Origin of the sequence: Castellaniella sp. (genome assembly GCF_036379515.1) — a bacterium.
GTDB lineage: Bacteria > Pseudomonadota > Gammaproteobacteria > Burkholderiales > Burkholderiaceae_B > Castellaniella.
Map to the genome: position 1 here is coordinate 27,541 of NZ_DASVGN010000034.1, position 14,196 is coordinate 41,736.

General features: G+C 61.8%; 12 protein-coding genes. 9 read left to right on the forward strand and 3 right to left on the reverse strand.

The window, feature by feature from the left end; all coding sequences use genetic code 11:
* The first annotated feature begins 10 nt into the window (after positions 1-10).
* Entirely contained in the window at positions 11-808 is a 798-nt protein-coding gene (locus VF285_RS12205) for a transporter substrate-binding domain-containing protein (RefSeq protein WP_346952903.1), read from the forward strand.
* A gap of 7 nt (positions 809-815) precedes the next feature.
* On the opposite strand, the gene infA is transcribed toward VF285_RS12205, so the two are convergent.
* Complete coding sequence (infA, locus tag VF285_RS12210) at positions 816-1,079, reverse strand: translation initiation factor IF-1 (protein WP_346952904.1); 264 nt, start codon at positions 1,077-1,079, stop codon at positions 816-818.
* Positions 1,080-1,481: 402 nt separating this feature from the next.
* Here infA and VF285_RS12215 point away from each other — a divergent pair, with 402 nt between their 5' ends.
* On the forward strand, positions 1,482-2,396 hold the full coding sequence (locus VF285_RS12215; protein WP_346952905.1) for a DMT family transporter: 915 nt from the start codon (positions 1,482-1,484) through the stop codon (positions 2,394-2,396).
* On the opposite strand, the gene recJ is transcribed toward VF285_RS12215, so the two are convergent.
* Together recJ and VF285_RS12225 are read right to left on the reverse strand one after the other, a co-directional pair.
* Positions 2,314-4,068, reverse strand: coding sequence for a single-stranded-DNA-specific exonuclease RecJ (recJ, locus tag VF285_RS12220; RefSeq protein WP_414648142.1), 1,755 nt, complete (start codon positions 4,066-4,068; stop codon positions 2,314-2,316). The two genes, VF285_RS12215 and recJ, sit on opposite strands and share 83 nt — an antisense overlap.
* Positions 4,053-4,964 carry a hypothetical protein gene (locus VF285_RS12225; RefSeq protein WP_346952907.1) on the reverse strand — a complete coding sequence of 304 codons (912 nt, stop codon included), beginning with the start codon at positions 4,962-4,964 and terminating at the stop codon, positions 4,053-4,055. Before VF285_RS12225 ends, recJ begins: the two co-directional genes overlap by 16 nt.
* 41 nt (positions 4,965-5,005) lie before the next feature.
* Here VF285_RS12225 and VF285_RS12230 point away from each other — a divergent pair, with 41 nt between their 5' ends.
* The 7 genes from VF285_RS12230 to VF285_RS12260 all read left to right on the forward strand — a co-directional run bounded on the left by VF285_RS12230 (position 5,006) and on the right by VF285_RS12260 (position 14,196).
* Positions 5,006-6,277, forward strand: coding sequence for a lipoprotein-releasing ABC transporter permease subunit (locus VF285_RS12230; RefSeq protein ID WP_346952908.1), 1,272 nt, complete (start codon positions 5,006-5,008; stop codon positions 6,275-6,277).
* Positions 6,270-6,962: an ABC transporter ATP-binding protein gene (locus VF285_RS12235; RefSeq protein WP_346952909.1), complete on the forward strand. Its 693-nt coding sequence runs from the start codon at positions 6,270-6,272 to the stop codon at positions 6,960-6,962. The genes VF285_RS12230 and VF285_RS12235 overlap by 8 nt, the downstream gene beginning before the upstream one ends.
* An 11-nt stretch (positions 6,963-6,973) precedes the next feature.
* Entirely contained in the window at positions 6,974-7,801 is an 828-nt protein-coding gene (locus VF285_RS12240) for a TatD family hydrolase (protein ID WP_346952910.1), read from the forward strand.
* Positions 7,802-7,917: 116 nt separating this feature from the next.
* A complete protein-coding gene (locus VF285_RS12245; RefSeq protein ID WP_346952911.1) occupies positions 7,918-10,443 on the forward strand; it encodes a DNA internalization-related competence protein ComEC/Rec2 in 2,526 nt (841 codons plus the stop codon).
* A 116-nt stretch (positions 10,444-10,559) separates the two neighbouring features.
* On the forward strand, positions 10,560-11,792 hold the full coding sequence (locus tag VF285_RS12250) for a 3-methyl-2-oxobutanoate dehydrogenase (2-methylpropanoyl-transferring) subunit alpha (protein WP_346952912.1): 1,233 nt from the start codon (positions 10,560-10,562) through the stop codon (positions 11,790-11,792).
* A complete protein-coding gene (locus tag VF285_RS12255; RefSeq protein ID WP_414648143.1) occupies positions 11,789-12,832 on the forward strand; it encodes an alpha-ketoacid dehydrogenase subunit beta in 1,044 nt (347 codons plus the stop codon). Before VF285_RS12250 ends, VF285_RS12255 begins: the two co-directional genes overlap by 4 nt.
* Positions 12,832-14,196, forward strand: coding sequence for a dihydrolipoamide acetyltransferase family protein (locus tag VF285_RS12260; RefSeq protein ID WP_346952927.1), 1,365 nt, complete (start codon positions 12,832-12,834; stop codon positions 14,194-14,196). Before VF285_RS12255 ends, VF285_RS12260 begins: the two co-directional genes overlap by 1 nt.

A 14,196-nucleotide genomic window follows, 5' to 3' on the forward strand; every position in this document is an offset into this window, starting at 1 on the left:
AGGGGCCGGAATGAACCGACCGATGGATGCGGCAATGGGATACGGGTGGCGTTGGGGCTGGGGCCTGGCCGTCTGCCTGGCACTCCTCGCATCGGCTCATGCTCAGATAGTGTCTCTCTCTACGGGTCTGGCAGTGGGGCTCGAGCAGGTTCCGGTCGCTCCTGTGGCGGGTGCCAAGGTGCGCACTCCGGCACGCATCGAAACGTTGTTGATGCAGGCGAGCGCTTCTGGGTACCCGTTGGAACAAGTCCCCGCGTCTGCGGCGGTCAGTCGTGTGATGGCGGGGGTGGAAGGCGTCTGGCTGGGAGTGCTCCCGGCGACGCAATCATTGCCAAGTGGCTTGAGCCGTACAACTCTGAACTGGTCGGCAAGCCCCATGGCCATCATGCGAACTGATACGACCATCCATGCCTGGTCAGATCTGAAGGGGAGAGGTGTCTGTCTTGCGGTGGACGGTCGCTACGAAGGCGAGCTGGCTCTCAGGTTTGGTGCAGTGGAGCGGGTCTATCCTTCTGCTACCGATGCGCTTCTGGCGTTGCGCACAGGGCAGTGTGATGCCACCGTGCAGGATGAAAGCTTTCTGCGCAATCTGCTCAAATTCCCTGAGTGGCACAAATTTTCAGCCTCTCTTGGGCCGTATCGGCATGATGATCTCGTCGTGCTGATGAGCACCCGTGTGCCGGCTCGCGAAAAAGCGCTCGTCATTCAAGCTACAGGGCCTGCGAGAGTGCAGGCCCTGGCAAAGCAGCAGGCGCGGGACATTGCCTTCGAGGTGTATCTGGACCAGGCTGTTCCCGACTGCCACTGAATGCGCGTCAGCGCCGGCGATACGTAGGACTGGTCGTCCCGCCTGCAGGACGATTGAGATGGCGAAAGGTAATCCGGCCCTTGGTCAGATCGTATGGCGACATTTCGAGCGTGACCTGATCGCCCGCCAGGATGCGGATATGGTGTTTGCGCATTTTTCCGCCCGTATAGGCAATGACTGGGTGCCCATTGTCGAGGGTCACGCGAAAGCGCGAATCAGGCAGCACTTCTGTGACAGATCCGTGCATTTCAAGTAGTTCTTCTTTAGCCATGAGTGTGCTCCGTTTATCCAGCTACGTCAGCGGGCGCGTACCGATTGCGCGATCCTTGCGCAACGGAGGCTGAAATTGATCGAAATTCAGGTGGGGTGACCCCCAGGGCAGTGGGTGTTAGCCCACAGTGACTGATCTGGTGCCCAGGATGATCAATTTGCCACAGAGGTGCAAATCAAAAATCAACTGAGAGGGAACCTAAGAAGATCAATGCTGAAAACCGCTGACCATCAAGCTCTTCATGATATTGGATGAATGACATTATGTCAATAATGGTTTCCGTTTAGATTTAAAATGCACTTCTGACAGAAGAACGCTTGGCGACGGGAGCAGCAGAGTGATTTCGGGTAATGGCGCACAGGCTCGAGGCGGGCGTGGCTCCCTGCGGCAAGGTCTTGTTTCGTGAGTCGCGCCTGGCGTGCCAGCGACCCACCGCTGTGGTTGTCATACGGGTACCTGGCCGTGGCCATGTTCGGGGTGGGAACCTACGTGGCCCTGAGCAAACCGCTCAACGCCGCACTTCCAGTGTTCTTGCTCGGATGGCTGCGCTTTGGCATTGCAGGCGTGGCCACACTACGCTGGCTGCGCAAGCCCAAGAGCGAGGCAGTGCTGTCCTGGCGCATTCGAGGCCTTTTGTTCCTGAGCGCCTTCATCGGCAGTTTTCTCTTTACGATTTTCATGGTTCTGGGTGTGAGTCGCAGCGGTGCTGTGGCGGCTGGCGTCATTCTGTCAGCCATTCCTGCCATGGTGGCTGTTCTGAGCTGGGCCTTGCTTCACGAATCCATTCGCCCTCGCGTCATCGTCGCCATCGTGCTGGGGGTCTTGGGGATTGCCTTGCTGGCGCTGGCCGGGCCCGCCTCGCCGGGCGCGAGCGGAAATTGGCTGGGTTATCTGCTGCTGGGCGCGACGGTGCTTTGCGAGGGCTGCTACGTTGTGATTGGCAAGCAGCTCACGGCCGTACTGTCGTCCAAGCGGATCTGCGCACTCGTGAATCTGTGGGGATTCGTGCTGATGCTGCCGGCAGGCGTCTGGATTGCACGTGACTTCGATTTTGCAGCAGTTTCCGTATCCAGCTGGCTGTTGTTGGTGTTTTATGCCATGTCAGCGAGCGTGTGGACCATGTGGCTCTGGATGACGGGGTTGCGCCGAGTCCCCGCCTCGCGGGCCGGCGTTTTTACGGTCATGCTTCCTGTTGGGTCCGCATGTACCGGGGTTGCATTTTTGGGTGAATCCTTCAGCTTGCAGCACGCGCTGGCATTTGCGTTGGCGTTGGCAGGTCTGCTGCTGGCCGCGTGGCCTGCGCGTGCTCGATCATGAGCTGCACGGTGGTGCGCCCTCCCCACGTGTTGCTTTCGAGATGGTAGACGGCTTCGATTTGCTCGGCGACAGGCTCGGGGTGATTGAACCAGATGGCATCGATGCGCAGGCCGTCGCGTTCCAGAAAAAGCTTCAGATGGCGGTCTTTCAGCAGCCGCTGATGAATGACGCGGAATGAGTCCTGAAACAGAGGCGGTGGGAAACCCGCTCCCCAGATTTGTTGCCCCAGCATCGTGGCTATTTCGGTTGTGACCAGAGGGGCCTCCAGCGAGCCGTCTGTGTCGAGCATGGGTTCGAACGATTCGCGGCCACTCAAGGTACGCACCGCCGCGTCGAACTGAGTCGAAAAATCGTCGAAGGCGCTGGCCCGAAGGGTCAGGCCTGCCGCCATCGCGTGCCCACCGAATTGCAGGATGGCCCCCGGCAGACGCTTGCTGACCAGATCGAGAACATCGCGCAAGTGTACGTCCGGAATTGACCGTCCAGACCCGCGCAGAGTGCCGTCAGCGTCCGGCGCAAAGGCAATTGCGGGGCGCCAGTACGTTTCCTTCAGACGCGAGGCCACGAGCCCGATGACACCAGGGTGCCAGCCAGGCTGCCACACGCATACACTGGCCGAAAATGCCTGCTGCACTGCATCCAGGTGGGCAAGCGCCTCGTCCCGCATGCTGGCTTCGCGGTCGCGTCGTTCACGGTTGATGGCATCCAGCGCCTGCGCCAGGGCCAGGGCCTTTTCGAGGTTGTCTTCCAGCAGGCAGTGGATGCCCAGGCTCATGTCCGCCATGCGGCCGGCTGCGTTGATGCGCGGACCCAGTGCAAAGCCCAGATCTGCCGTGCTCGCACAGCCAGGGTCGCGCCCGGAAATCTTGAAGAGTGCGGCGACACCCGCCTGCATTCGGCCTTGCCGGATGCGCTTGAGCCCTTGCGATACCAATACACGGTTATTGGCGTCGAGCCGGACCACATCCGCCACGGTCCCCAACGCTACGAGATCCACGTAGCGATCGAGCCTGGGCTCTGGTGTGGTCGCATATGCACCCCGCGAGCGTAGCTGTGCTCGCAGTGCGAGCAGCACATAGAAGATCACGCCGACTCCCGCAAGGTTTTTTGACGGAAATGTGCATCCTTTCTGGTTGGGGTTGACGATGGCAAGCGCCTGGGGGAGATCGGTTCCGGGCAAATGGTGATCGGTCACCAGCACGCCCATGCCGGCGGCGTTGGCCGCAGCGACCCCAGCAACACTGGCAATCCCGTTATCGACGGTGATCAGCAGATCGGGCCGCCCGGACGGGTGGCGCAGTGCCAGTTCAACGACGGCAGGAGACAACCCATACCCAGTTTCGAACCGATTCGGCACCAGAAAATCAACGGTTGCGCCCATGTCGCGCAGACCTCGGACTGCGACGGCACACGCAGTCGCGCCATCGCAGTCGTAGTCGGCGACGATCAGCAAGCGCAGCCGGCGGGTAATTGCGTCTGCGAGCAAAGCGGCCGCTTCTTCGATGTGGCTCATCGAAGTGGGTGGAATCAGAGCCCCCCAGCTCGTATCGCTGGTTTGTTTCAGGCCGCGTGCGGCCCACAGCCGCGCAAGCAGGGGATGAACCCCGGAGGCGATGAGCGCTTCTGCCGCGAGCGGTTCGCGTGCACGGGGCCGGATCAGCGGTTGCACCACCAGCGTCTCCAGTCTCTGGCTTTGAGCCGCTGCCACCAGCGGGCGGGTACTGTCACGGACAGGAATCGGTCTCGGCCAGTCAGTATCAAAGTGGGTGGGTTTTTTGCCAGTGGCGCGAAACACTCTTGTTCGAGGGCGGCCAGTGCCTGCAGCCAGCCCCCCCAGTCCTGACGCGTTGCGTAGGACGACAACGCGGGCTCGAGTTGCAGGTCCTGGGGCAGGGGGTGTTGCAGCTGGCTTGGCCGTGCGCCCCCGTAGAGCCACAGGCTGTTGATCGGGGCAAGCCCTTCCTGCGCTCGCGTCTGGTTGACCGGGTGCTCGTACCACGCCATTTGCAGTGTGTTGATCAAGCGCCGCCAGGGGCGGGCCGCTGCTTCTTGAGGCCACCAGTCATTGACGGACGACACCGCGACCAGCGCCGGGCTGGCGCACGCGAGCCCCTGGAGGGCTGCTCCGTGTACTCGCCACGTAGTGGGGCTTTCGAGACTGAAGTGCAGATCCGCATCCTGTGCGAATTCCTGCGCACTGGCCAGCAGCGCCTCCGAGTGTTCAGTGGTGATGTTCAGAGTATCGGCTGTCAGTAGCGCTGCGCCGTCGCGTGACGGCGACATGTGAATGAGTTCGGCCAACCAGACCGGGTCGTCGTCACTGGCCTGGGCACGCAGTGGTCCCAGACCTGCGCTAATATGCTCCGCTTGTGAGGGGGTGAAGCCGCGTGCGCCCAGCATCCAGTGCTCAACCGGGGTGCACCACGTCTGCGCCGCGGCGCTGGCTGTTTCCTGGACGGCTCCGTAAAGGAACCACTGGGCCAAGGTCGGGGCGTGTTGGGTGAGGTGTGGTGCCAGGTCGGCCGCTACCTCGGGATCGGGCAGAGCGCCCGGAAGTACGATGTGCATGGCGGGATTGTAGAGTCAATCGGAAAGGGCAACGAGTTTTCATGGCATATGAATGGTGGATAGGCGCCCGATACGCAGGGCTTGCACGAACGGGGCGCGGTGGGCGGAGAGGGGACCGTTTCGTGTCCTTCGTGGCGGCAAGCTCCATGGCGGGAATTGCACTGGGTGTCGCGGCCTTGATCATCGTGCTGTCGGTGATGAACGGCTTCCAGACGCAAGTGCGCGACCGGATGCTCTCGGTCCTTCCTCATATCGAACTCTATGTCCCCGGCATGGATCACCTGGAGGTGCTTGCCCATTGGCACCAGTTGGCTGATGCGGCGCGTCGGGACAAAGAAGTACGGGGCGCCGCCCCGTTCGTCGCAGCACAAGGGATGCTGGCACGAGGCCAGGGCTTGACGGGGGTCCAGGTTCGGGGCATCGACCCCGCACTGGAGCCACATGTTTCCGACATAAAAGGCCAAATGCAGTCGGGCAAGCTGGCCAGCCTGACGCCAGGGTCGTATCACATGATCATTGGCAGCCAGATTGCGCTCTCCATGGGGCTCAAACTGGGGGATACCGTCTTGCTTCTGGCGCCCCAGGGTTCGATTTCGCCGGCAGGGTTTGCTCCCAGGATGCGGCAATTCACGATCACGGGCATTTTCTCCACTGGCTACTACGAATACGACGCATCGCTCGTGTTCGTGGATGATGAGGACGCCGCCAAGGTCTTCCGCGATAGCGGCGTCAGCGGCGTACGGCTGAGAATTGCCGACATGCAGCGCGCCCCGCAGGTGGCGCGCGACCTGCTTGCCCTGATGCCTCAGGGAGTGCAGGCGAGCGACTGGACGCAGAGCAATCGAACCTGGTTTGCAGCCGTGCAAACCGAAAAACGCATGATGTTCCTGATCCTGGCCCTGATCGTAGCCGTGGCTGCGTTCAACCTGCTTTCATCGTTGGTGATGGCAGTCAAGGACAAGCAGTCGGACATCGCCATTTTGCGCACATTGGGGGCGACACCGGCCGAGGTGGCCCGCATTTTTCTCGTCCAGGGTGCGCTCATTGGAGTTGTCGGCACTGCAGCAGGCGTGTTTTTTGGCACACTTGCCGCCTATAACGTCGATGTCATCGTCCCGTGGATCGAGCATCTGTTTGGAGTCCATTTCTTGCCGCAACAGATCTATTTCATCAGTGAGCTGCCTTCCAATCCCCAGGTAGGTGACATCGTCACGATCGGCGTGACCTCACTGGTGCTGTCCCTGTTGGCAACGCTCTACCCAAGCTGGCGCGCGTCGCGCCTGCAGCCCGCCCAAGTGTTGCGCCATGACTGAGAACATCCCCGAAAACAATGTCGTCCTGCGGGCCGACCATCTGGTCAAGACCTATGATGAGGGTGCGGGACGCGTCGAAGTCCTGCGTGATGTGAGCCTGTCGGTACAAGCCCACGAGATGGTTGCCGTCGTGGGCGCCTCCGGATCGGGCAAAAGCACCTTGTTGCATGTGCTCGGCTTGCTGGACCAGCCCGATGGTGGACGCTTGTGGGTGGCCGGCGAGGCGACAGAAAACTTGGGTGAGCGCAAGCGTAGCCACCTGCGCAATCGGGCATTGGGGTTCGTGTACCAGTTTCATCACCTGCTCCCCGAGTTCTCGGCATTGGACAACGTCGCCATGCCGCTGATTGTTCGCAGGATGACACGTCCCCAGGCGCGTGAACAGGCTGCTGCACTACTCGACCAGGTAGGTCTCAGTGCGCGCGCCAGCCACTTCCCGGGTCAACTGTCGGGAGGGGAACGCCAACGCGTCGCGTTGGCGCGGGCACTGGTCACGCAACCGGCCTGCGTACTGGCGGATGAGCCCACCGGCAATCTGGATCGCAGTACGGCCAATATCATGTTCGAGCTCCTTGCCAAGGTCAATCAGACTCTGGGGACGGCGTTCATCGTTGTCACGCATGATCCGGCGCTGGCTGCCCTGGCCCACCGGCAGTTGCACATGCTGGCAGGGCGGCTTTCTTAGGGAGCTGATCCATGCTCGTGGACACTCACTGTCATTTGGATGCCAGCGAGTTTGACCATGATCGAGACGCGGTGGTGGCTCGCGCCGTTGCCGCGGGCGTCACGGGGATTGTGATTCCCGCCATCTGCCGGGCAAATTTCCATAGCGTCCGGACTTTGGCCCACTCTGCGCCGGGCCTTGCGTATGCGCTAGGCATTCATCCACTCTGCGCGGGCACTGCGCAAGAATCCGACCTGGACGAACTGGATACGCTGCTGACGCAGGGGCGCGACGATCCCAAGCTGGTGGCAATTGGTGAAATTGGTCTGGACCATTTCGTCCCCTCGGCCAACACGCCTGCACTGCGCGAACGTCAGGCCTATTTCTATCGGCGGCAGTTGGAGCTTGCACAACGCCACGATTTGCCCGTGCTGCTGCACGTGCGCCGCTCTCAGGATGAGCTGCTCAAGCAGTTGCGTCGTCATCCTCGAGTGCATGGTATTGCTCATGCATTCAATGGCAGTTTTCAGCAGGCACAGCAGTTTCTCTCGCTGGGTTTCGTGCTGGGCATAGGAGGGGCAATGACCTTCGCCCGTGCGCTGCAGATTCGTCGCCTGGCCAGTTCCTTGCCGGCTTCGGCGTTGGTGCTGGAGACGGACGCTCCCGATATCCCGCCCGCCTGGCTGGGACGCCTGCCCAATGGGGAAAAGAGTGCAGCGCGCAATGAGCCTGCCGAAGTGGCCGGCGTGGCGCGTACGCTGGCGCAGCTGCGCCAGGTGCCGCCTGAAGCTGTCGCACAGCAGTGTTCAGACAATGCCTTCCGGGTACTTCCCAGGCTGGCGCGGGCTTTGGCAAGCTGAGTCGCCAACGACCCCGTTGCGGGAATTTCCGGATGGTTGAAATCGGCCGATTGTGCCGCACAGGTTGCCACCGTGGGCTACCTTGAACCCTGAATTTTCGAGTTTGAGGGGGAGCCATGCTCGGACGGGGCCTGGTGGTCTCAGGCGTTCTGGGCGTCGTGGCCGCCCATCATCTGCGGTCGTTGCCATCGCCATGGGTGGTGGGCTTGGGCCTGCTGGTGGTCGTGGCATGCGGTGCCCTAGGCTCCTGGTGTGCCAGGATACGGCCGCACGTCGCCTGGCAATGGTTATTGGGACTTCCAATGGCAGCCTGCGCGGGCTTCGCCGTGACGGTGCTGTGCGCGCAGCACCGACTGGCACAGGGGCTCGATGATGGCAACGTCGATCGCGTCTCGCGTGTCGTCCTGCGCATCGAGAGCCTGCCCAAGCTACAACCCGATCGAGTGAGTTTCGTTGCGCGCGTTTTGCAGGCTCATCCTTCGGGAGTTCCTGATGTCATTCGAGTCAGCTGGCCTGCTTCGGGGTGGCGCAGCCCCTACAGCGAAGCCAGAGCAGCGAATCCGCCGTTCCCGACGCTGCATGCGGGCCAGGTCTGGCGCATGGCGCTGGTGCTGCGTCCGGTTCAGGCCGCTCAAAATTTGCATGCATTCGATTACGAACGTCACGTCTTTGCCGCCGGGATTCGAGCGCAGGCGACGGTGCGCGGCCAACCCGAACTTCTGGAAATACAGCCGTGGCACAGCCTGTCTATCGTGGCCGAGCGCGCTCGTCACGAGGTGCGTGTGGCCATGGCCCCTTATCTTGAGGGACTGCGTTATGGTGCCGTCCTGCGAGCGCTCGCCATTGGCGATCAGGATGGAGTCGATGACGCCGATTGGCAGGTCTTCAACCGCTCGGGGCTCACGCATCTGGTTTCGATCTCCGGCTCTCACATCACCATGCTTGCCGGCCTGGGGGCCTTGTGCATGGCAGCAGCGTGGCGCCGATTGCGCTGGAAAGGGCGCTCCCTGGTGGAGCGTTGGCCCGTGCGTAGAGCTGCCGCCTGTGCAGCACTCGTGGTGGCCTGGTTGTACTGCCTGCTGGCCGGTTGGGAAGTCCCTGCTCAGCGAACCTTCATGATGCTGGCGGTCGTTGCGGGAGCGCAGGCGCTGCAGCTGCGGCTGACTGGCTCGCGGGTGTTGTCGTTGGCAGCGGTCGTGGTGCTCGCCCTCGACCCGTGGGCTGTCCTGGCAAGCGGTTTCTGGCTTTCGTTCATGGCAGTGGCAGTCCTGCTTGCGGTGGGCATTGACGGTTCTGCGATACGCCCGACGGCAACGGAGCCCGCCGCAGCGGTGGGACGATTCACGCGCATTTTGCACGGCCTGAAGCTGGCGGCACGCTTGCAATGGGGCGTGACCTGGGCGCTTGCACCTGCCCTGGCGTGGCTCTTTCACGAGATTTCTCTGGTTTCTCCCTTTGCCAATGCCTACGGTATTCCCGTGATCGAAATGGTAGTCACCCCCATTTCTCTGCTGCTGGCCGCTGCTGCCTTGGTTCCTGGATTGCACGCCGTGGCGACGGGGCTGGCCACGGTCGCCCATACGGCCTTGACATGGATGATGCAGCCTACCGAATGGCTTGCCAGCTTGCCCACGATTTCGGTTCCTGCAGGGCCGGCGTGGCTGTACTTGCTGGCGTGCGTGGGCGCAGGAGTCGCTCTCTGGCCGAGGCGGGGGGGGCAACACTCAGGGCCAGCACGTACCTGCCTGCGTTACCGCGCATGGGCCTGGCTCGCCCTGTTGCCCATGGCATTCTGGCGTCCTGCGACCCCTGCAGAAGGAGAATGGGATCTGTACGCGCTGGATGTCGGGCAGGGCAGCGCCTTGCTGGTCCGTACATCGCGGCATGCCGTGTTGTTCGATGCGGGGGCCCGCCATGCGCGCGACTCCGACGAGGGAGCTCGTACCATCGTCCCGGCGTTGCGAGCCCTGGGCCTGCAGCGCCTCGACGCCCTGGTCGTGTCGCATGCGGATCTGGATCATGCCGGGGGCGTGCGTAGTGTCCTGGCCGGAGCGCAGGTGGAACAGACTTTCAGTTCATTCGATCTTGTGCACTGGTCGGCTCGGGAGTCGCGCCAACTCGAGGCTCCCGACACCCCTTCTGCGCTGGCCATGAGCCCTTGCGTGGCGGGTAGCCACTGGCGGATCGATGGGGTCAGTTTCGAGTTTCTGTGGCCACTGGATGTTCAGGCCGTCCGCCCTTCTCGGCAGGCCAACAATGCGAGCTGTGTGCTGCGCGTGAGGGGAGCCCACCACAGCGTGCTGCTGACCGGCGATATTGAAGCCGCCGCTGAAGCGCGGCTCGTGGAGCGAGGACTGACGCCGGTCGATGTGGTCGTGGCCGCTCATCATGGCTCACGCACCTCCTCGTCGGCAGCCTTCGTGAATGCCGTTGCGGCCCGCCATGTGATCATGCAGGTGGGCCGCTGGAATCGTCATGGCCATCCCAATGAGGCGGTGCTGAGCCGCTGGGAGCGGGCGGGGGCGGCTATCTGGCGTACGGATTGGCAAGGCGGGGTAAATGCCCAGTCGCGCGCGAAGGGGCTGACGATGTACAGTGTTCTTGAGTCGTCACGCCGGTATTGGCATGGACGGCGCCCGTAGTGGTTAACGCGATCTTGCGCCACCTGGCGGGATCGGCGATGATGCGGCAGCCGTCCACAAGACGAAAGCTGTTCCCCCTATGGGGTGTGTAAAAGATCCACGAGATTTTTTCGACCATGACACAGACACCACTGAAGTTCTACGTCCCTGAACCCTCGGGACGTCCTGGACAGGAAACCGATTTTTCCTATCTGCGCCTGCAGCCGGCAGGCGAGGCCCGAAAACCCCCCATTGATATCTCGCCTTACGATACTCGAGACCTGGCCTTGGGCCTGATTCGTGTGCTCGACGACGAAAGCAATGCCGTTGGCCCGTGGGCCGACGCACTGCCCACTGACGAAATCCTGCGCAAGGGCATGCAGGCCATGATCAAGACGCGCATTCTCGATGCGCGCATGGTCATTGCGCAGCGTCAGAAAAAAACATCTTTTTATATGCAGTGCCTGGGCGAAGAAGCAATTTGCATCGGACAGTCGCTCGCGATGCAGCCGGGCGACATGCACTTCCCGTCGTATCGCCAGCAGGGTCTGCTGGTGGTGCGCGATTACCCGCTGTTCGACATGATGTGCCAGATCTTTTCGAACGACAAAGATCCGCTCAAAGGTCGGCAGCTTCCCGTCCTGTATTCAGTACCCGAAAAAGATTTTTTCACCCTGTCCGGGAACCTCGGCACGCAAATGCCTCAAGCGGTAGGGTGGGCCATGGCTTCGGCCATCAAGGGTGACACGCGTATTTCGGCCGCGTGGGTGGGCGATGGCGCCACGGCTGAATCCGATTACCAGACGGCGCTGCTTTTTGCCCACGTCTACCGGGCGCCGGTCATCCTGAATGTCATCAACAATCAGTGGGCTATCTCCACCTTTCAAGGGGTTGCCGGCGGTGAAGGCATTACGCTGGCTGCGCGGGGGATTGGTTCGGGAGTTGCGTCCTTGCGCGCCGACGGCAATGATTTCCTGACGGTATATGCCGTGTCTCGATGGGCCGCCGAGCGCGCCCGCAACAACTTTGGCCCCACCCTCATCGAATGGGTGAGCTACCGGGGAGGGCCGCATTCCACCTCCGACGATCCTTCCAAATATCGGCCGGCTGATGACTGGTCGCGGTTTCCCTTAGGCGATCCGGTCACTCGCCTGAAGCAATACATGATACGGCGTGGCATCTGGTCCGACGACGAGCATCATCAGGTACAGAAAGCCTGCGAGGCCGAAATCGTGGCTGCCCAGAAAAAAGCCGAGGCGCATGGCACGCTGGCGACAGGGCGCACCAGCAGTGTGGCGACCATGTTCGAAGACGTGTTCAAAGAAATGCCCGTGCATTTGCGGCATCAGCGTCAAGAACTGGGGGTATGACCATGGCAGAAAAAGAACTCAAGACACACCCCATGACCATGATCCAGGCGCTGCGATCAGCCATGGACATCATGCTCGAGCGTGACGACAATGTCGTCATTTTCGGCGAAGACGTGGGATATTTCGGCGGCGTGTTCCGGTGTACCGAGGGCCTGCAGACCAAGTACGGTGAATCGCGCGTGTTCGACACCCCCATTTCCGAAAGCGGCATCGTGGCGGCCGCAATCGGGATGGGTGCGTATGGTCTGCGCCCGGTAGTCGAAATCCAGTTCGCCGATTATTTCTACCCGGCCGCCGATCAAATTTATTCAGAGGCAGCGCGCCTGCGCTATCGGTCGGCGGGAGGATTTACCGCGCCCTTGACCATCCGCATGCCTTGCGGGGGAGGGATCTTCGGGGGACAGACGCACAGCCAGAGCCCGGAAGCGCTCTTCACGCATTGTGCAGGTCTGCGCACCATCATGCCGTCAAATCCATACGATGCAAAAGGCCTGCTGATCAGCGCCATCGAATGCGATGACCCCGTCATTTTTCTGGAGCCCAAACGTCTGTACAACGGGCCTTTCGACGGCCATCACGATCAGCCGGTGGTGCCGTGGTCCAAGCATCCGCTGGGCAACGTCCCCGAGGGTTATTACAGTGTGCCGCTGGATTCGGCCAAGCTGTATCGCGAAGGCAAAGACCTCACCGTACTTACGTATGGCACCATGGTCTACGTCGCCGAAGTTGCCGCACGAGAGGCCGCCATCGACGCCGACATCATCGACCTGCGCAGCCTGTGGCCGCTGGACCTGGACACCATCCTGAACTCCGTGCGCAAGACGGGTCGCTGCGTGGTTCTCCACGAAGCCACCCGCACCAGCGGGTTTGGGGCCGAGCTGGCTGCACTGGTCCAGGAACATTGCTTCTACTACCTCGAGGCGCCGATCGAGCGCATTACCGGATGGGATACGCCCTATCCCCATTCGCATGAATGGGCCTATTTCCCCGGTCCCAAACGGGTGGCCGAAGCATTCAAGCGCGCATTTCGGGAGGCATGATGGGTATTCACATCATCAAAATGCCGGATATCGGTGAAGGCATTGCAGAAGTCGAGTTGGCCGAATGGCATGTTCAGGCAGGTGACACTGTTGTAGAAGATCAAGTGCTCGCCGACGTGATGACCGATAAGGCGACGGTTCAGGTGCCGTCCCCTGTGCACGGCAAGGTCGTGTCCCTTGGGGGCGAAGCCGGCGACGTAATGGCCGTGGGCTCCGAGCTTATACGGATCGAGGTCGACGGTGATGGCAACGAAGAGCACATGACGGCGGTTCCAGCATCGCGTGTGGCGGTCTCGACGTCCATGCAGGCGCAAGTTCCCCACGAAGAAGCGCCGGCTCCCAAGGAACCGACTGTTGCCGTACCTGCGTCGACCCTTGCCGCGGGCGCCGTCGTCCAAAAACCCGTGGTTTCTGCCTCCCCACGTTCAGCCAGGGGCCCGCTACAAGCTCCTGTGCCTGCACACGTTCCCGCACGCCTCGAAGGGCAGCGTCCGCTGGCTTCTCCTGCGGTACGGCGTCGTGCCTGGGATCTGGGTGTCACCTTGCAGTTCGTCCCTGGCAGCGGACCCGCCGGCCGGATCACGCACGGCGACCTCGATGCCTGGCTGGCCCGTGGCCGCAATGAGACCGTGCACAGGACTACCGCGTCGCTCTATGACGCGCACGATGAAGAAACCGAAGTGCCTGTCATCGGCTTGCGACGCAAGATCGCGCAGAAGATGCAGGAATCCAAGCGTCGCATTCCGCACTTTACCTACGTCGAAGAGGTCGATGTCACCGAGCTCGAATCATTGCGAGCCCGCTTGAATGCTCGCTTCAGCGAGCGGCGCGGCAAGTTGACGCTGCTGCCGCTGCTGATTCGTGCCATTGTATTGGCGCTACGCGAATTTCCGCAGATCAATGCGCGTTTCGACGACGATGCTGGCGTCGTGACTCAATATGGCGCCGTGCATTTGGGGGTTGCGGCGCAGACACCAGGCGGGCTCATGGTGCCAGTGGTGCATCACGCCGAAACGCTGGACCTCTGGTCGTGCGCGGCCGAGGTTGCAAGGTTGGCCGAAGCAGCGCGTGAAGGCAAGGCAGCTCGCGACGAACTCACGGGTTCCACGATCACGGTGACGAGCCTGGGGCCGCTGGGCGGCATTGTCTCCACGCCGGTCATCAACTGGCCCGAGGTGGCCATCGTGGGGATCAACCGTGTGGTCGAGCGGCCCGTCTTCCAAGAGGGCCGGGTCGTGGCGCGCAAGCTCATGAACCTGTCTTCTTCCTTCGATCACCGCGTGGTCGACGGTATGGATGCCGCCGAATTCATCCAATGCATTCGCCGGTATCTGGAATGCCCGGCACTCTTGTTTGTGGAGTAA

Bases quoted from the DNA above. Each gene is read 5' to 3' on its own strand.
- VF285_RS12230 (WP_346952908.1), top strand. From the start codon at position 5,006: ATGGCATATGAATGGTGGATAGGCGCCCGATACGCAGGGCTTGCACGA.
- VF285_RS12245 (WP_346952911.1), top strand. From the start codon at position 7,918: ATGCTCGGACGGGGCCTGGTGGTCTCAGGCGTTCTGGGCGTCGTGGCC.
- VF285_RS12260 (WP_346952927.1), top strand. From the start codon at position 12,832: ATGGGTATTCACATCATCAAAATGCCGGATATCGGTGAAGGCATTGCA.
- VF285_RS12250 (WP_346952912.1), top strand. From the start codon at position 10,560: ATGACACAGACACCACTGAAGTTCTACGTCCCTGAACCCTCGGGACGT.
- infA (WP_346952904.1), bottom strand. From the start codon at position 1,079: ATGGCTAAAGAAGAACTACTTGAAATGCACGGATCTGTCACAGAAGTG.
- VF285_RS12240 (WP_346952910.1), top strand. From the start codon at position 6,974: ATGCTCGTGGACACTCACTGTCATTTGGATGCCAGCGAGTTTGACCAT.
- VF285_RS12255 (WP_414648143.1), top strand. From the start codon at position 11,789: ATGACCATGGCAGAAAAAGAACTCAAGACACACCCCATGACCATGATC.
- VF285_RS12225 (WP_346952907.1), bottom strand. From the start codon at position 4,964: ATGCACATCGTACTTCCGGGCGCTCTGCCCGATCCCGAGGTAGCGGCC.
- VF285_RS12235 (WP_346952909.1), top strand. From the start codon at position 6,270: ATGACTGAGAACATCCCCGAAAACAATGTCGTCCTGCGGGCCGACCAT.
- VF285_RS12205 (WP_346952903.1), top strand. From the start codon at position 11: ATGAACCGACCGATGGATGCGGCAATGGGATACGGGTGGCGTTGGGGC.